This is a genomic window from Rathayibacter oskolensis, assembly GCF_900177245.1.
Lineage (GTDB): Bacteria > Actinomycetota > Actinomycetes > Actinomycetales > Microbacteriaceae > Rathayibacter > Rathayibacter oskolensis.
The window spans coordinates 147,023-162,690 of sequence record NZ_FXBM01000002.1 but is presented as its reverse complement, the minus strand read 5'-3'; the positions used below and the strand labels follow the sequence as shown (position 1 = coordinate 162,690).

Below are 15,668 nucleotides of genomic sequence, written 5' to 3'. Positions count from 1 at the left end.
GGGACATCACCATGCTCGACATCGGTGCGATCGCGGGGCGGGTCGTTTCCATCCAGTGGAAAAAGCGGCTCCCCACAGTTCTGGGCAGGAATGCCGCTCACGCGACCACCGAGCGCCGGTACCCCAGCGCCCGGCTCACCCCGGCCGCCGCGGCCCGCACCTCGCGCTCCAGCGCATCGCCCTGGCGGGGCTCCGAGCCCGTCACGACCGAGAGCGCGGCGACGACCCGGGACGCGCGGTCGCGGATCGGCGCCGCGACCGAGCTCGTGCCCGCGGTCATCTCCTCCGACGAGCGGGCGACGCCGCTCTGCCTGATCTCGGCGAGGCGCCTCCGCAGCACCTGAGCCGACGTGACCGTGCCCGGAAGGAATCGCGGCAGGTCGCGTGCGACGTACTCGTCGAGGTCGTCGGGCATCGCGTGGGCGAGCAGGACGAGCCCGACGCCGGTCGAGTGCAGCGGCAGCCGCGCGCCCACCCGCGACACCACCGGAACCGCGCGGTGCGCCGAGAGCTTCTCGATGTAGAGCGCCTCGGAGCCGTCGAGCACCGCGAGGTGCACGTGCTGGTGCGTCGCCTCGTAGAGGTCCTCGAGGAACGGCAGCGCGATCGCGCGCAGCGAGCGGGTGGCGGGCACGCGCGTCCCCAGCTCCCAGAGGCGCAGCCCGAGTGTGTAGCGGCCGTCGTCGCGGCGCACGAGTCCGCCCCAGTCGACGAGCTCGGCGAGCATCCGATGGGTCGTCGAGACGGGCAGGTCGGTGCGCTGCGCGATCTCGGACAGGCTGAGCGACGCGCGCGTGCCGGGCTCCGCGAAGACATCGAGGATCGACAGGAGCCGGCCCGCCACCGAGACGGGTGCGGACACGGCTCAGCCCACCGCGGAGAGGATCAGAGCCGAGCCCTGGCCCCCGCCTCCGCAGATGCCTGCCGCGCCGACCGAACCGGGCCCGAGCGCGGCCAGGCGGCGGGCGAGGTGGCCCACGATGCGGGCTCCGGAGGCCCCGATCGGGTGGCCGAGAGCGATCGCCCCTCCGTGGGGGTTCACGATCGAGGGGTCGACGCCGAGATCGGCGGTCGACTGCACGGCGACGGCCGCGAACGCCTCGTTGATCTCGACGGCCGCGAGATCGGAGGCGCCCCACGGGGTCCGCTCGAGCGCCCGGAGGATCGCGGCCGACGGCTGCGAGTGCAGCGTCAGCCCCGGCCCGGCGACCATCGCGGCCGCCTCGATGCGCGCGAGCGGGCGGAGGCCGCGGCGCTGCGCCTGCGCCTCCTCCATCAGCACGAGCGCCGCGGCGCCGTCGGTGATCTGCGACGAGTTGCCGGCCGTGATCGTGCCGTCGGCAGCGAAGGCCGGGCGGAGCGCGGCGAGCACGGTCGCGGTCGTCTCGGGCCGCACGCCGTCGTCGGCCGACACGACGGAGGCGTCGCGTCCCGTCGTGGCGACCGGCTCGATCTCCTCGGCCAGCACCTCGGCCGACGCTGCCGCTCGAGCGTGGGAGGAGGCGGCGAACGAGTCCTGCTCGGCGCGTCCCAGGCCGAGCCGGCCGTTCTCCTCCTCGGTGGAGGCGCCCATCGAGCGGTGCTCGAACGCGTCGCTCAGCCCGTCGTGCTCCATCGTGTCGAGCATCACCACCTCGCCGAAACGCCGTCCGCGCCGGGAGTCGGGCCACACATGGGGCGCGAGCGACATCGACTCCTGCCCACCGGCCACCGCGACGTCGATCTCGCCGAGGACGATGCGGCGGGCGGCGTCGGCCACCGCCTCCGAGCCCGAGAGGCAGACGGCGTTGAGCGTCATCGCCGGCACGTGCAGCGGGATCCCGGCACCCCGGGCGGTCTGCCGTGCCGGATTCTGGCCGGCGCCGGCCTGCAGCACCTGGCCCATCAGCACGACCTCGATGTCGTCGGGCGAGACCCCCGAGCGCGACAGCGCCGCCGTGACGGCGTGCGTGCCGAGGGCGGTGGCGGGGAGGGAGGCGAACCGGCCCAGGTACCGCGCGAACGGGGTCCTGGCGTAGCCGACGACGACGGCGCGGCGAGTGGGCGTGGTGATCATCGGCGATCCTCCGGTCGAGCTGGGCTCCCTCCATCCTGGTCACGGGTGCGGCGCCTGCGAAGACGTGATCGGTGATGCCGCGCTTCGCCGAGATGGATGCGCCCCCTTCGCTTCTGTTTCTTCACGACATAGTGTTGTCTGAATTCGACACAACTACGGCACGAGCCGCAGCACGACTCGACGGAGAGGACGACGATGTTCCTGGAGAGAGAGCTCATCCAATCGCAGGGCTTCACGAACGTCCGCGAGGGCGACGAGGTGACCGGCTTCCGGCTGCACCTGCGCATGCCCTCGTACCGGGGGCTGGCCGCGAGCCTCATCGACGGAGTCTCGGTGCGCGTCGACGATGTCGTCGACGTCGACCACGACACCCCGCTCTGGCGCTTCGACGGCCGCGACATCGGCATCGACGAGCTGCGGCTGAGCGACGGCCTGCGCTGGCAGCTCGAGGAACCGGGAGTCGTCACCGTCCCGCATCCCGGCGGCCTCGCCCCGGGAGTCCACGAGGTCGAGGTCGAGCTGCTGCTCCGCGCCTCCTACATCCCGATCGAGCACCAGCCGTCGCGGTACCGCAGCACCAGGAAGGTGACGATCGTCCGATGAGCGCTTCAACCAGCGGCTTCAAGTACGGAGTGTCCCTCTACAGCTTCATGGGCGACTACGGCACCGTCCTCGGTCTCGAGGAGGCGCTGAGCATCGTCGCCGATCTCGGTGCGACCGGCGTCGAGATCCTCGGCGAGGGCCACGTGCCCGGCTACCCGGGGCCGACCACCGCGTGGATCGACGCGTGGTTCGCCTCCCTCGAGCGGCACCGGCTCGAGCCGACCAACTACGGCTCGTGGATCGACACCCGCCTCCACCGCGACCGGGACATGACGGTCGAGGAGGGGACCGCGATCCTCACCCGCGACCTGCGGCTCGCCTCGCAGCTCGGCTTCCGCTTCGTGCGGCCGAAGATCGGGGTCGTCTCGAGCGACCTCGTGCCGCACCCGATCTGGACCGAGGTCGTCGAGCGCAGCCTCTCGACCGCCGAGGAGCTCGACGTCGTCATCTGCCCCGAGATCCACTCGCCGACGCCCATCAAGCACCCCGTCGTCGACGACTACCTCGCCTTCATCGAGCGCACCGGCACGAAGCACTTCGGCTTGCTGATCGACACCGGCATCTTCCAGGACCGGCCGATCCCCCTCCGCCCCGGCGAGACCCGCGAGACACGGCCGGCGTTCCTCGACGGCATCGGAGTGGATCCGCGAGACCTGCTCGACGTGATCGACCACGTCGTGTTCGTCCAGGCCAAGTTCCACGACATCGACGACGAGCTCGTCGACCAGAACATCCCGTGGCGGCCGGTGCTGCAGGCTCTGCACGACGGCGGCTACACCGGCTACCTGTCGAGCGAGTACGAGGGCGACCGCGACCCGTGGCGCTCCATCGAGCAGCTGCGCCGCCAGCACGCGCTGATGCGCGGGATCGAGGCGACGCTCGAGGGATGACGCCGCGCTACCGTGAGGGGAGGCGCACCGACGCGCCCCGAGGAGGAACCATGAGCACCCGATCATGGACACCGCGTGAGCGTGAGCGCACGGTCGTGACCGCATGAGCACCGGGCGGATGAGCCCCCGGCCCGACATGAACCTGCTGGTGGTGCTCGATGCGCTGCTCGCCGAGCGCAGTGTGACGCGGGCGGCGCAGAGCCTCGGCCTCAGCCAGCCGGCGGTGAGCGCCTCCCTCGCCCGGTTGCGGATCCACTTCGACGACCAGATCCTCACCCGCGACGGCAACACCTATCGGCTGACGCCGCTCGCGATCCGACTCATCGATCAGACCAGCTCGGCTCTGGAGGCGACGCGCATGGTCTTCTCGACCGCCGCGCTGTTCGACCCCGCCACCTCGCCGCGCGAGTTCAGCCTCTACGGCTCGGACTACTCGTTCGCGATCGTCGGCAGTCGCGTCTCACTGGCCGTCCGCGAGACGGCCCCGCACGTGCGCTTCCGCTTCAACCTGCACAACCCGGCCATCGTCGAGGACCCGATGAACACCCTCCGCAACGTCGACGGCATGCTCCTGCCGCGCGGCTTCGCGAGCGACCTCCCCTCGATGGACCTCTACGAGGACGACTGGCTCGCGGTCGTCTGGGCCGGCAACGAGTCCGTCGGCGAGGCCCTGACCCTGGAGGATCTGCACCGCCTCCCGTGGGTCTTCACCTACAAGACCCGCAGCGCCTTCACCGCCGCCTCGCGCCAGCTCGAGACGATCGGCATCGAGCCACGGGTCGACGTGGTCGTCGAGGGATTCCTCGCCCTGCCCTACTTCATCGTCGGGACCGACCGGATCGGCATCGTGCAGAAGCGGCTCGCCGACCGCATGCTCGCCGGCGGCGACCTCCGCGTGCTGCCGCTGCCGTTCGACGCGCTGCGTCTCTCGGGCGCCCTGTGGTGGCACCCGATGCACAACGACGACCCGGGGCACCAGTGGATGCGGCAGCAGTTCCGGAAGCACGGGCGGGTGATCGACGGGGAATGAGGGCCAAGCGCAGCGCTCGTGAGCAGTTCGACTCCCGCCGGGGCCGCGAAGAGGTGTCGATACTGCGGCCCTTTCACCGATGGGTGCAACGCAGGCGAGGGGACGACCTCCGCGCGTCGACCTCGGTTCTCCCCACTCCGTCCGAACCCCGATCGGACGAGTCGATGGATGGTGCCGAGTCACCGCCTGAGGCCATCGGCTTCGGAGCACTCCGATCCGAGCAGGAGGCGCGAAGGGCGTCTCTGGCCCAGAGCGTTCGGAGGACCCTCCAGCTGGCCGCCGTCCTCTTCTCCTTGGCAGAACTGATCGTCAATTTCGAGTTCTTCGTGCGCTTGTTCACAGTCCTGTCCACTCTTGCCGATGGGCAGGCGACCGACCTGCGGATACAGGGGGATCTGAGCCTCGGAGTCTCCGACGCGGACGCAGTGGTGGTCGCGACTGCCCTGCTGGTTCTGGTCGCGACCATCAATGTCGCCCTGGCCGCATTGCAGATCGGAGACCGGTCCTCATGGTCTCGATCCGCGCGGGCATTCTTCGTCGCACGCGATGCCCAGAGCATCGCGGTCCTGGCCGGAGCGACATCCCTCTCCCTTGCCGCCACGCGGATTCAGCAGGCGCCCGGAACGGCGCTGCTGCTGCTGCTCATCGCGTGTGTCACGATCATGGCTGGACGAGCGATCAGCGAGCCCCGCGGGGTGACAGAACTGACTTTCAGGAAAGAGCAACTGAGCCTCGATCTCAGCGCTCAGAAGAGATCGCTGGAGGAAGCACTCGAGGATTACGGCTTCACGCCCTACAGGGCGAAGCCCGTGCCTCCCTTGAGCGCACTGCTGCTCGTGAAGACCTCGGGGGTTCTGGCCGCGGCGGGCGCCGGAACCGCGGGCGTCGTGGTCGTCGTGATTCTCGGAACCGCCTCGAGCCGGTGGGAAGACATCACTGTGGGCGCCGGGCTCCTCATCGTCGCCACTTTCGTCTTGATCGCGTCTCTGTACACCTTCGCGTACTACATCTTCTTCGTTCCATGCATCGTCTTCGAGTATTTCCGGGTTCGAGACTGGAAGCGCCGGACACGGCTCGCCGGCTTGCTCTATACGGCACTGGCACTAGCGTGGATCGCCTCGGTTCTCACCTCCGGATTCACTTCACCCCCGCTGGGGGAAGAATCGGTGATGGCACTGATCGTCGCCCTACCGCCGGTAGTGATGCCGCCTCTACTCCTGGCAGGAGCTCGTCTGCTGAGAAGAGCTCCGGGCAGAGCGACAGTTCTCCTTGTGCCATCGATACTGTCGTTCGAGATGGCGGAGAGCACGAAGGAGATCACCGCGGTCGAGGCTGAACTGAACGCCCTGCTCTCGGCCCAGGACCCTCGATGACTCCTCCTGGTCGCGCCTCGGCGGCGACCGGATGAACCACGATGGCCGAGCACGGAGAACGACTCCAGGCCCAGGGGATCCGATCTCTGACGTCCTCGTCCGTCGAGGAGGGGGTTGCCCTCACTCCACCCGCGGCCATTCACTCGTCACGTACGCCTCGATCGCCCGGTGCCTGAACCCGTACAGCTTCCCGCGGTCGATGATCCCCCGCACCGTGTCGAGGCGCTGAGCCGTCGTGCCGACCTCGGTCGCCTTCGACAGGCCGAGCGAGCGGGCGATCCGGGTGAGCGTCCGGTCCCGCGCGGGCAGCTCGGCCATCGCCTCGAGGAAGGTGCGCTCGCGCGGAGGCAGCCGGCCGAGGATCCGCTCGACGTGCGCCGCCGCCTCCCGCTGAGCGCCGCGCCACCCCGCGAGCACCTCGCGTCGGGTGATGGTCGCGTCGGTGCCCGCGTACCAGGCGCTCTCGCCGGCGAGCTGGAACAGGAACGGCTCGCCGCGGCAGAGGTCGACGATCGCCGCGACCGCGTCGGCCTCCATGCGGATCCGGCCCTCGCCGTCCGGCACCTCCCACCCGGGCAGGACGAAGTCCTGCAGCGCCGCGACGATGTCGTCGTCGTCGATCGCCGTCAGCACCGTCGTCTTGAAGCGGCGTGCGAAGGTCGCGCCCTTCTGCCCGCCGGCGCGGTCCTCGAAATCGGGGAGCCCGGTCAGGTAGACCGCGAGTGGCAGGAACCGGCTGACCGGGCGCCTCCGGGCAGGGTGACGATCTCTTCGTGAGTGATGGCGTCGCCGAGCGCGATCAGGAGCTGCGAGAGGGCGCTCTCGTCGGCGATGTTCTGCACCTCGTCGAGGTGCACGAGCACGACGACACCGCGCGCGATCGCTGCCCGGCCCAGCTCGACGAGAAGCTCGGTCAGCGCGACGTGCGGCTCCGGTCCCTCCTGACCGCGGACGGTGAGCGAGATCCCGGACGCGGCGACCGACTGCACACGCTCCAGGAGGCCTGCGATCCGCTTCTCCCGCGCTGTCGCGAGACCCGCGGTGTCGGCGAGGGCCAGCAGCGCGGCCGCCACGAGCTTCACGGGGTCCGACCCCGACGGGATGCGCAGCTGCGGAGTCACCCAGTCGCCACCGGCCGCGGCGTCCTGCGCGATCCGGCGCACCAGGGACGACTTGCCGAGGCCCGGCTCGCCGAGGATCGTGCGGCCCCGCTCGGGCAGACCGCGGAGGAGGCGGGGGCGGAGGATGTCCCGCCAGTCGCTCAGCTGCTGCGTCCGCCCCGCCCAGATCTCGGGGACGGCGTCGGAACCGGGACTGAACGGATTGTCGAGAGCGTCACGCACGTCGGTAATGTTATCAGTGTGACACCCAACCGATAACCTTATCGATGCCGTGCGCAGCGTGATCCGCTTTCCCAGGAGCCGGCGACCTCCGCCGTCCTGCGTCCTGGCCGCGCGACGGAACGGCCGTTCAGACACGAATCCGTATGGCATCTGAACGGGTCCGGACAGAAGTCGGAACGTCGGGATCCGCCGCCCAGAGAGCGCTCCCCCGCCTCTATCGTGGAGCTGCTCTCCCCTCCCGCGGAGAGACTTCACCCTGAGCACGGAGGTTGGATCATGCCGTTCATCACCACTGACGATGGCGTCGACATCTACTACAAGGACTGGGGCAGCACCGACGCCCAGCCCATCGTGTTCCACCACGGCTGGCCGCTGTCGTCGGACGACTGGGACGCGCAGATGCTGTTCTTCCACGCCCACGGCTACCGCGTCATCGCCAGCGACCGCCGCGGCCACGGCAGGTCGGCCCAGGTCGGCACCGGCCACGACATGGACCACTACGCGAGCGACGTCAACGCCGTGGTCGAGCACCTCGACCTGCAGAACGCCGTCCACATCGGCCACTCCACCGGAGGCGGTCAGGTCGCCCGCTACGTCGCCCGGTACGGCGAGCCGCAGGGCCGCGTGGCCAAGGCGATCCTCGTGTCGTCCGTGCCCCCGCTGATGGTGCAGACCGAGTCGAACCCCGAGGGCACGCCGATCTCCGTCTTCGACGGCTTCCGCGAGGCGCTCGCCGCCAACCGCGCCGAGTTCTTCCAGGCCGTCGCGTCCGGCCCCTTCTACGGCTTCAACCGCCCCGGCGCGACCGTCTCCCAGCCCGTGATCGACAACTGGTGGCGTCAGGGCATGACCGGCGGAGCGCTCGCGCACTACGAGGGCATCACCGCGTTCTCCGAGACCGACCAGACCGAGGACCTCGAGGCCATCACCGTCCCGGTCCTCGTCACCCAGGGCGACGACGACCAGGTCGTGCCCTACGAGGACGCCGCGCTGAAGCAGCACGAGCTGCTGCAGAACTCGACGCTCAAGATCTACGAGGGCTACCCCCACGGCATGCTGACGGTCCACGCCGACGTCATCAACCCCGACCTGCTGGCCTTCATCCAGGAGTAGCGCGCCACCTGGCGAGGCGAGCGCAGGTGCACCCCCGGCCATTCCCGGGTGCACCTGCCTCGTCCGCGCGGCAGACGAGTCCGAGCCCGCACCCGCAATCCCCTTGTCGCCGCGGCCGCCACGCGGTGCGCTGAGAAATGCGCGAGTGAAGCTCGTCGGACTCGTCAGCCGCCTCGAGAACGTCGCCGCCCTCGATCCGCTCGTCGGCCGGGTGAAGACGGTCGTGAACTCGGTCATCCGGCCGCAGCCCGTGCGGGACCTTCTGCACGGCGTGCCGGTCGGCCACCCCGTGCATCCGCTGCTCGTCCTCGTGCCGACCGGCGCCTGGGTGTCGGCGGCCGTGCTCGACCTGCTGCCCGGCAACGACCGTGCGGCACGCACCCTCGTCGGCGTGGGAGTGGGCAGTGTCCTGCCGACCGCGGCCGCCGGACACACCGACTGGTCGGAGCTGCACGAGCAGCAGATGCGCGTCGGGCTCGTCCACGCGGCGGCCAACGTGGTCGCGACGGGTCTCTCCGCGGCGTCGTACATCCAGCGCCGAGGACGTTCCGCACCGCTTCCCGGAGGGCTGGCAGCCCCTCGGCGCTCTCGACGACCTGCCGCAGAACAGGCTCGTGGGCCCGCTCGACGAGGGCGAGCTCAGCGACGCCGGCGACGACGAGGCATGCATCACGTGCCCCTGGCACGCGAGCGCCTACTCGCTCGAGACCGGCGAGGTGCTGCGTGGGCCCGCGACGTCGCCGCAGCCGTGGTTCGAGACACGCGTCACCGAGGGTCGGGTCGAGGTGCTGCTGCCGAACGCGGGCTGATCCGCGGCAGCCGTCGCGGACACGTCTCCACCGCGCGCTCAGTGCGCGGTGCGGGCCTGCGCCGCCGGCGACCCCGGGCGCCGCCGCGCGCGCGGCACGAGCGGCACCGGCTGCGGCGCTCCGACCACGGTCGTGATCGCGCCCAGCCGCTCGACCGTCATGGTCACCTCATCGCCGAGAGTCAGCGGCGGAGGCGTCAGCGATCCCGCGCGCCCCCACAGCTCCGCCAGACACCCGGTGCCCGCGGTGCCCGATCCGAGCACGTCGCCCGCGACGAGGCGCGAGTCGCGCGAGGCATACGCCACCAGCTCGGCGAACGGCCAGCCCATGTCGGCGAGCGTGTCGCGGCCGATCTCGACGCCGTTGACCGTGACGGTCATGGCCAGGTCGAGGAACCCCTCCGGATCGTGGCGGTCCGCGACCTCGTCGGCCGTGGTGAGCCACGGCCCGAGCGTGCTGCCGAAGTCCTTCCCCTTGCACGGCCCGAGCCGCACCTTCATCTCGCGGGCCTGCACGTCGCGCGCCGACCAGTCGTTGAAGACGGCGTAGCCGAAGATCCGCTCGTGGGCAGCCGAGGCGTCGAGCGAGCGCGACGGCCCCGTGCCTCCGATGACGGCCGCGACCTCGAGCTCGAAGTCGAGGCGCTCGGAGGCGGGCGGCACGAGCTCCTCACCCGTTGCCAGCAGCGTGTGCGGGTTGGTGAAGTAGAAGGTCGGCGCCTCGTACCACTCGGGCACGACGCCCTCCGACGAGTCGACGCTGCGGACGACTCCCTCGACGTGCTCCTCGAAGGCGACGAAGTCGCGGATGCTCGGCGGATCGAGCGGGGTGCGCAGCCGCACCGAATCGAGTGCCGACCGCGGGCCCGCGACGAGCGAGTCGCCGCGGCGCAGCGCCTCCGCCAGACCTCCGCGGACGACGTCGAGCACCGTCAGGCCGTCGACGAAGGAGACGACGTGATCGTCGACGACGAGCCCCTCGCCGGCCGAGCCGTCCGCCAGGCTCCAGCGAGCGAGCCTCACCGCGCGACCGCCTCGAGCGCGAAGAGCGCGGAGGCGTTGCCGCCGAGCAGCGCGTCGAGCGTGTCGGGGCGCAGGCCCGCCTCGCGGGCCGCGCCCACCGGGTCGTCGACGCCCATGTCGAACGGGTAGTCGGAGCCGAGCAGCACCCGACCGGAGCCGGCGACGGCGACCAGCGCGCGCAGCTCGGCGGGCGAGTGGGTCAGCGAGTCGAAGTACAGGCGGCGCAGGTAGCTCGATGGCGGGTTCTCGCACGAGCGCGCCTCCGGACGCACCCGCCAGCCGTGATCGCTGCGGCCGATCGAGGTCGGCAGGTAGCCGCCGCCGTGCGCGGCGACGACTCGCAGCCCGGGGAAGCGGTCGAGGACGCCCCCGAAGATCAGGTGCGAGAGCGCGATCGCGTTCTCGGTGGGCTGGCCGACGATGTTCGAGAGGTAGTGGGTGTCGATCCGCTCGTCGAGCGTGCAGCCGAAGGGGTGCAGGAACAGCACGGCGCGCGACTCCTCGGCGCGGGCCCAGAAGGGGTCGAGGCGGCGGTCCGAGAGCTCGACGCCGTTCGCGGTCGACGAGATCTCGACTCCCGCCAGCCCCTGCGCGAGGGCGTCGTCGAGCAGCTCGACGCAGAGCTCCGGGTGCTGCGCCGCGATGAGGCCCAAGCCGCGCAGGCGCGAGGGCGCCCGGCCGACCAGCTCGGCCACCAGGCGGTTCGCCTCCCGCGCCGACCACTCGGCGAGCGCCGCGTCGGCCCACGGGTAGTAGTGCGAGGGCGACGGCGACACGATCTGCACATCGATGCCGCCCGCGTCCATGTCGGCGAGGCGCCGCTCGAGCACGGTGAGGCGCTCGAACCGCTCGCGGATCATGCCTCCCGAGACGCGCAGCGACTCCGGACCCTGACGCAGGGCGTCGAGAGCCTGCGCCGCCGCTGCGCCCGCTGGGTCGCGCTCGGCGACCGCCGCCTGCAGGCCGGGCAGGAGCACGTGGGCGTGCACATCGACGACACTCATGCCGGCTGCCCCACGACCGCGGCGACCCGGCGCATCAGCCCGGGGACGTCCGCGGTGCGGTCGTGCGCGAAGAGCCAGTCGCACAACTGCACCGAGGCCCCGACCACCTCGCGCGCGCGGCCGAGACGGCGCTCGGTGAAGGCGGCGAAGACGGAGTCGTCGACCGCGTCGGCGGCGAGCAGCAGCTCCGAGAGCACCAGGGCGTCCTCGAGCGCCATGGCCGCGCCCTGGGCGACGGTGGGCGGGCAGCTGTGGGCGGCGTCGCCGATCACGACGACGCGGCCGCGGTTCCACGGCCCGTCGATGAGGTGGCTGGTGAACCAGGTGTAGTTGACCCGGGAGGTGTCGTCGATGCTCTCGCGCACCTCGTCCCACGGCCCGTGATAGGCCTGGGCGAGCTGCTTCATGGTGGCCACCTGCTCCTCGGGCGAGAGCAGGGTGCGGTCCTGCGCGTCCTCGACGAGGTAGGCGTACATGCGGTCCTCGCTCGTCGGGCAGTAGCCCGCGATGTAGCAGGGGCCGCCGTAGACGAGGTCGGTGTGGGTGACCTCGTCGGGCCGGGGCACGAAGGCCCGCCAGATGCCCATCCCGTTGCGCTCGGGAGTCGTCTCGATGCCGATCATCGAGCGCACGGCCGAGTGCAGGCCGTCGGCCCCGATCACCAGGTCGTAGCGGTCGGTGAGGCGCTCGCCGTTCGACGTCGAGTGCAGGGTGACCCCGTCGCCGTCGTCCTCGAGGCCGTCGACGAGGGTCGACCAGCGCACGGTCGTGCCGAGCTCCTCGGCGCGGGCGAGCAGGATCCGGGCGAGCTCGGGGCGGTACATCCCGATCGTCGCGGGGAAGTCGGGGCCGCCCGTCTTCGCGTCGGGGATGAGGGCGACCACCGTCGCCTGCGGATCGGGGGCGCGCAGCCCGAGCACGTCGGCGGGGTACGACCGCTCAAGCACCTCGTCCCAGACTCCCAACCGGGCGAGGGTGCGGCAGGCGTTGCCCTGGATCGTGATGCCCGACCCGATGTCGGAGAGGCCGTCGCGCGAGTCGAGGAGGTCGACGTCGACCCCTCCCTCGCGCAGCAGGATCGCAGCGGCGAGACCGGCGAAACCGGCCCCGACGATGCCGACGGAGGAGAGTGCTGGCATGGACCGGCTCCTTAGAGAGTGTGCGACTACTTGATCGCGATGGGGTTCACGGGCGCGCCGACGGCGCCGGTGAAGGGGATGGGCGCAGCGACGAGGAGGAACTCCCACCTGCCGTCGCCGCGGCAGTCGGCCGCGAGGGCGTCGAGGTCCCACATCTCGCCGATGGTCAGGCCCATGTTCGGGATGGCGACCTGGTGCAACGGCTGGAACGCCTCGTCGAACTCGTTCGGCCGCACCTCGAAGCCCCATGTGTCGGTGGCCACCGCCGCGACATCGCGCTCGCGCAGCCAGCCGGCGGTGGTGAACGAGAGCCCCGCGCTGGGGCCTCCCGCATAGCCGTTCCAGCCCTCGCGCTTGGCGCGGGCGAGACGGCCGGTGCGCACGAGCAGCAGGTCGCCCTCGCCGACCTGCGAGCTCGGGCCCTGCTCGGCGATCGTGCGCTCGAGGTCGTCGATCGTGATCGCGTAGCCGTCGGGCAGCTCCCCGCCCTCGCGGAGAGCGCCTCCGACGTCGAGCAGCACGCCGCGGCCGTTCAGCACGGCACTGACGTGCTCGATGCCGGTGAGCTGGTCGCCCTCGCTCGTCACGACCCGCCCTGCCGACCGGCCGTTCCAGGCCTTGCCTCGGTCGAAGATGTGCCCGAGGCCGTCCCACTGGGTCGAGGCCTGCAGCGGCATCGCCACCACGTCGTCCGCGCCGCCGATGCCGTGCGGGAAGCCCTGGTCGCCGAACTCGGCGTCGAGCCCCGTGTCGAGCATCGTGTGGACGGGGTTGGTGCGGCGGCGCCAGCCGTTCTGCGGGCCCTCGGCGTCGAAGCGCTGGGCGAGGCTGAAGGCGGCGCCGCGGGTGACGAGTCGGGCCGCGGCGAGGCGGCGCTCGTCGGTGATCAAGTTGGCCGTGCCGATGCGGTCGTCCTCGCCCCACCGTCCCCAGTTGCGGTGGGCGTCGGCCGAGCGGCGCACCTCCTCGGCCGGGTCGGTGCGGTCGAGGGCCGCGGGCTCGCGGGTGGCAGGCGTGGTCATCGCGTCTCCTCCGCCACGCAGCGGAAGCGCTGGGTGCCCAGGCCCGTGATCGAGCCCTCGACGACGTCGCCCGCCGACAGGAAGATGCCGCGCGCCTGACCGTTGCCTGCGGGGCTGCCGGTGAGCAGCAGGTCTCCCGGGAGGAGGGGGATGGTCTGCGACGCGGCCGAGATCAGCCGGGGGATGTCGAAGAGCAGATCACCCGTGTCGGCGTCCTGCATCGTCTCGCCGTTGAGGTCGAGGCGGAGCTCGAACGGCCCGTCGGCGAACTCGGAGGCGGGCACCGCGAAGGGACCGGTCGGGTTGAAGCCGGGCGAGTTCTTGGCACGGAACCAGTCGGTGCCGATCTCGGGCATGTCCTTGCGGAAGATCAGGTCGCGGGTGCTGACGTCGTTGACGATCGTGTAGCCCCACACGTGGTCGAGGGCGTCCTCGGGTGCGACGCGGAACGCCTCCGTGCCGATGACGACCGCGAGCTCGAGCTCCCAGTCGTGCTTGTCGCTGGCCGCCGGCAGCACCAGATCGGAGTCGGCGGCGACGACGGTCTGCGGGAGGCCGATGAAGAAGTACGGCTCGCCGTGAGCGGCGCGCCTGTCCATCATCGCGGCGGCCTCCTCGCGGACCTGCTCGACCGGGCGCGGGTCGTCGGGCGAGCGATGTCCCACGACCAGGCCGATCACGTGCGTCCGGTAGTTGGCGCCGGTCTGCAGCAGCTGCCGGGGAGCGACGGGGGCGAGCAGCTCGACCTCGTCGAGCGCGACTCCCTCGGAGGCGGTCGGGACAGCGCGCACGGCCTCCTCGATCTCGCCCCAGCGGGCGAAGACCTCGTGGGCGTCGGCGACGCCGAGCTCGTCGAGGTCGAGTCGATGGACTCGCCCCTCGGAGAAGACACCGAGGGTGGGGGCGCCGTCGGTCGCGCAGTAGCGCACCAGGCCGAAGCGGACGAGCGCGTCCTCGGGTCGCAGCGTCATCGGTGACGGTCCTTCCGCATCCTGCGGCGTCGTCGCCGCTCCTTCACTCTGTCGGTGCCCCGGGCGATCCGCCACATCGATTCGGCGATGCCGCGGATCGACGGGACGGATACCGTGCCGCATCGGCAGAAGTGATGCGAGCGATAGGCAACTGCGTGTTCCCTGATGGACCCCGGCGTCACGAGAGTGGGGGCACGCCGCGTCGACCGTCGAGGTCGTCCCGCCTCGTCTCCCGCCCAGGAAAGGATCAACGATGATCAAGCTGCTCTCCCATCTGTCGTTCGTGACCATCACCGCACCCGACGTCGAGGCCAGCGTGCGCTTCTACGAGGAGCAGGTGGGACTCACGGTCGTCGACCGCACCGACGACGCCGTCTACCTGCGCTGCTGGGGCGACTACTACCGCTACAGCGTGGTGATCGTCGCCGGCGACGAGCCGTCGCTCGAGACCATGGCGTGGCGCACCTCGAGTGCCGAGGCCCTCGAGGAGGCGGCGCGCCGCATCGAGGAGGCGGGCTCGGGCGGCGAGTGGTTCGAGGGCGCCGGCATCGGCCGCGCCTACCGCTTCGTCGGACCCTACGGCCACTCGATGACCCTGCACTGGGACGTCGAGCACTTCCACGCCGAGGGCGACGCCGGCTCGATCTACCCCGACCGCCCCTCGCGCCGCAGCCGCCACCTCGGCGCGCCCCGTCAGCTCGACCACGTCACCATCGCCTCGCGCGACGTGGACGGCTTCGCGAAGTGGTACAACGACGTCCTGGGCTTCCGCATCATGGCGCGCACCGTGCTCGACGAGGCTCCGATCTCGGTCTTCTCGGTGCTCACCACCAACGAGAAGTCGCACGACCTGGGCGTCGTCCTCGACGGCTCCTCGCGCCCCGGACGCGTGAACCACTACGCGTTCTGGGTCGACCAGCGCGAGGATCTGCTGCAGGCCGCCGACATCCTCATGGAGAACGGCGTTCCCATGGAGTACGGCCCCTCGATCCACGGGATCGGCGAGCAGAACTTCCTCTACTTCCGCGACCCCTCGACGCTGCGCATCGAGATGAACACGGGCGGCTACCGCAACTACGTGCCCGACTGGGAGCCCAACACCTGGAAGCCCTCGCTCGGCTCGAACAACTTCTACCGCAACAGCGCGATGCCGATGTCGATGACGGAGTCGTTCCCTCCGGCCGACGGCCCGAGCGCGACCGAGGAGGGCGTGCCCGACGAGATCAAGGACGCGCTGCTCAACCCGTACGCGGTGCAGGGGCGGGGCTGAGGCCCGCACTCGGGGGAGTCGGC

Annotated in this window: 16 protein-coding genes and 1 pseudogene; 8 read left to right on the top strand and 9 right to left on the bottom strand. The window is 71.1% G+C overall.

The features are described from left to right. Positions 1-97: 97 nt before the first annotated feature. The gene (locus B9Y99_RS09895; RefSeq protein WP_085476458.1) at positions 98-862 is read right to left on the bottom strand and encodes an IclR family transcriptional regulator; all 765 of its coding nucleotides are present in this window, start codon (positions 860-862) and stop codon (positions 98-100) included. Positions 863-865: 3 nt separating this feature from the next. Continuing rightward, positions 866-2,056 carry an acetyl-CoA C-acyltransferase gene (locus B9Y99_RS09890; protein WP_085476457.1) on the bottom strand — a complete coding sequence of 397 codons (1,191 nt, stop codon included), beginning with the start codon at positions 2,054-2,056 and terminating at the stop codon, positions 866-868. A gap of 195 nt (positions 2,057-2,251) precedes the next feature. Between B9Y99_RS09890 and B9Y99_RS19180 the strand changes: the two genes are divergently transcribed. The 4 genes from B9Y99_RS19180 (at position 2,252) to B9Y99_RS09875 (ending at position 5,952) form a co-directional block, all read left to right on the top strand. After that, positions 2,252-2,659: a C-glycoside deglycosidase beta subunit domain-containing protein gene (locus tag B9Y99_RS19180; protein WP_244274865.1), complete on the top strand. Its 408-nt coding sequence runs from the start codon at positions 2,252-2,254 to the stop codon at positions 2,657-2,659. After that, positions 2,656-3,549: a sugar phosphate isomerase/epimerase family protein gene (locus B9Y99_RS09885; RefSeq protein WP_244274864.1), complete on the top strand. Its 894-nt coding sequence runs from the start codon at positions 2,656-2,658 to the stop codon at positions 3,547-3,549. Before B9Y99_RS19180 ends, B9Y99_RS09885 begins: the two co-directional genes overlap by 4 nt. Before the next feature lie 118 nt (positions 3,550-3,667). Next, on the top strand, positions 3,668-4,579 hold the full coding sequence (locus B9Y99_RS09880; protein WP_244274863.1) for a LysR family transcriptional regulator: 912 nt from the start codon (positions 3,668-3,670) through the stop codon (positions 4,577-4,579). 293 nt (positions 4,580-4,872) lie between these two features. Further along, positions 4,873-5,952: a hypothetical protein gene (locus B9Y99_RS09875; RefSeq protein WP_129587987.1), complete on the top strand. Its 1,080-nt coding sequence runs from the start codon at positions 4,873-4,875 to the stop codon at positions 5,950-5,952. Between the two features lie 120 nt (positions 5,953-6,072). Here B9Y99_RS09875 and B9Y99_RS19175 read toward each other — a convergent pair whose 3' ends face one another. Beyond that, positions 6,073-6,585 (bottom strand): hypothetical protein, encoded by a 513-nt coding sequence (locus tag B9Y99_RS19175; RefSeq protein ID WP_244274862.1) that lies wholly within the window; start codon positions 6,583-6,585, stop codon positions 6,073-6,075. Between the two features lie 74 nt (positions 6,586-6,659). Further along, positions 6,660-7,295, bottom strand: a complete 636-nt coding sequence (locus B9Y99_RS19170) for an AAA family ATPase (RefSeq protein ID WP_244274861.1) — start codon at positions 7,293-7,295, stop codon at positions 6,660-6,662. Between the two features lie 276 nt (positions 7,296-7,571). Here B9Y99_RS19170 and B9Y99_RS09865 point away from each other — a divergent pair, with 276 nt between their 5' ends. The 3 genes and pseudogenes from B9Y99_RS09865 to B9Y99_RS19405 all read left to right on the top strand — a co-directional run bounded on the left by B9Y99_RS09865 (position 7,572) and on the right by B9Y99_RS19405 (position 9,217). Then, the gene (locus B9Y99_RS09865; protein WP_085476454.1) at positions 7,572-8,408 is read left to right on the top strand and encodes an alpha/beta fold hydrolase; all 837 of its coding nucleotides are present in this window, start codon (positions 7,572-7,574) and stop codon (positions 8,406-8,408) included. Positions 8,409-8,553: 145 nt separating this feature from the next. After that, positions 8,554-8,895 (top strand): annotated as a pseudogene (locus tag B9Y99_RS19410) (DUF2231 domain-containing protein); the annotation flags it as partial. A gap of 127 nt (positions 8,896-9,022) precedes the next feature. Then, on the top strand, positions 9,023-9,217 hold the full coding sequence (locus B9Y99_RS19405) for a Rieske (2Fe-2S) protein (RefSeq protein WP_342097150.1): 195 nt from the start codon (positions 9,023-9,025) through the stop codon (positions 9,215-9,217). A 38-nt stretch (positions 9,218-9,255) separates the two neighbouring features. Here B9Y99_RS19405 and B9Y99_RS09855 read toward each other — a convergent pair whose 3' ends face one another. From B9Y99_RS09855 to B9Y99_RS09835, 5 genes are read right to left on the bottom strand one after another with little or no spacing between them, the layout of a single operon-like run. Beyond that, a complete protein-coding gene (locus B9Y99_RS09855; protein ID WP_085476453.1) occupies positions 9,256-10,239 on the bottom strand; it encodes a fumarylacetoacetate hydrolase family protein in 984 nt (327 codons plus the stop codon). Next, positions 10,236-11,243: an amidohydrolase family protein gene (locus B9Y99_RS09850; protein WP_085476452.1), complete on the bottom strand. Its 1,008-nt coding sequence runs from the start codon at positions 11,241-11,243 to the stop codon at positions 10,236-10,238. Before B9Y99_RS09850 ends, B9Y99_RS09855 begins: the two co-directional genes overlap by 4 nt. Then, positions 11,240-12,382, bottom strand: coding sequence for an FAD-dependent monooxygenase (locus tag B9Y99_RS09845; RefSeq protein WP_085476451.1), 1,143 nt, complete (start codon positions 12,380-12,382; stop codon positions 11,240-11,242). Before B9Y99_RS09845 ends, B9Y99_RS09850 begins: the two co-directional genes overlap by 4 nt. Positions 12,383-12,408: 26 nt before the next feature. Further along, positions 12,409-13,404 carry a cyclase family protein gene (locus B9Y99_RS09840; protein ID WP_085476450.1) on the bottom strand — a complete coding sequence of 332 codons (996 nt, stop codon included), beginning with the start codon at positions 13,402-13,404 and terminating at the stop codon, positions 12,409-12,411. After that, a complete protein-coding gene (locus B9Y99_RS09835; protein WP_085476449.1) occupies positions 13,401-14,375 on the bottom strand; it encodes a fumarylacetoacetate hydrolase family protein in 975 nt (324 codons plus the stop codon). Before B9Y99_RS09835 ends, B9Y99_RS09840 begins: the two co-directional genes overlap by 4 nt. Positions 14,376-14,628: 253 nt before the next feature. On the opposite strand from B9Y99_RS09835, the gene B9Y99_RS09830 reads away from it, so the two are divergent. Next, on the top strand, positions 14,629-15,645 hold the full coding sequence (locus B9Y99_RS09830) for a VOC family protein (RefSeq protein WP_085476448.1): 1,017 nt from the start codon (positions 14,629-14,631) through the stop codon (positions 15,643-15,645). Positions 15,646-15,668 lie beyond the last annotated feature (23 nt).

Excerpts from the sequence above, each read along its gene's own strand:
- B9Y99_RS09890 (WP_085476457.1), bottom strand. The coding sequence starts at position 2,056 with ATGATCACCACGCCCACTCGCCGCGCCGTCGTCGTCGGCTACGCCAGG.
- B9Y99_RS19180 (WP_244274865.1), top strand. The coding sequence starts at position 2,252 with ATGTTCCTGGAGAGAGAGCTCATCCAATCGCAGGGCTTCACGAACGTC.
- B9Y99_RS09885 (WP_244274864.1), top strand. The coding sequence starts at position 2,656 with ATGAGCGCTTCAACCAGCGGCTTCAAGTACGGAGTGTCCCTCTACAGC.
- B9Y99_RS09880 (WP_244274863.1), top strand. The coding sequence starts at position 3,668 with ATGAGCCCCCGGCCCGACATGAACCTGCTGGTGGTGCTCGATGCGCTG.
- B9Y99_RS09865 (WP_085476454.1), top strand. The coding sequence starts at position 7,572 with ATGCCGTTCATCACCACTGACGATGGCGTCGACATCTACTACAAGGAC.
- B9Y99_RS09850 (WP_085476452.1), bottom strand. The coding sequence starts at position 11,243 with ATGAGTGTCGTCGATGTGCACGCCCACGTGCTCCTGCCCGGCCTGCAG.
- B9Y99_RS09845 (WP_085476451.1), bottom strand. The coding sequence starts at position 12,382 with ATGCCAGCACTCTCCTCCGTCGGCATCGTCGGGGCCGGTTTCGCCGGT.
- B9Y99_RS09840 (WP_085476450.1), bottom strand. The coding sequence starts at position 13,404 with ATGACCACGCCTGCCACCCGCGAGCCCGCGGCCCTCGACCGCACCGAC.
- B9Y99_RS09835 (WP_085476449.1), bottom strand. The coding sequence starts at position 14,375 with ATGACGCTGCGACCCGAGGACGCGCTCGTCCGCTTCGGCCTGGTGCGC.
- B9Y99_RS09830 (WP_085476448.1), top strand. The coding sequence starts at position 14,629 with ATGATCAAGCTGCTCTCCCATCTGTCGTTCGTGACCATCACCGCACCC.